This is a genomic window from Paenibacillus sp. LS-5 (assembly GCF_056121505.1).
Genome location: NZ_JBWAVA010000055.1, coordinates 1 through 429 on the forward strand (window position 1 = coordinate 1; position 429 = coordinate 429).

General features: G+C 45.9%; 1 rRNA gene. It reads right to left on the bottom strand.

Features of this window, described 5'->3' with window-relative positions:
- Nucleotides 1–367: 367 nt before the first annotated feature.
- A 16S ribosomal RNA gene (locus AC0MA3_RS26405) occupies nt 368–429 on the bottom strand; the annotation flags it as partial.

Consider the following 429-nt stretch of genomic DNA (forward strand, 5'->3'; position numbering starts at 1 on the left):
GCAGTTTCGTTGTTCGCCACGTCCTTCGTCGGCTCCTGGCGCCTAGGCATCCTCCGTGTGCTCTTATTAGCTTAACCATTGCGTTTTCCCAGAGGGAAAATCGCCAGCATCGCTATAATATAAACTTGTTTACACAAGTTCAGCTTAAAGGAATGTTCTAAAACGCATTTTCGTTTCGGTATCCAGTTTTCAAGGATCAAGTTGCTGTAAGTTCTGGTCGAACACGGCTGTGTCGATAGAAGTTACAGACTTTTGAGAGCTTCAACTCTCAAAACTGAGCAACGAGTGAGTGTTCGAACCCAAGGGTTCTAATGGAAGCTAAGCTTCCGATTTGAATGTTTCCATTGCAGGAAACGATTCTCCATAGAAAGGAGGTGATCCAGCCGCACCTTCCGATACGGCTACCTTGTTACGACTTCACCCCAATCA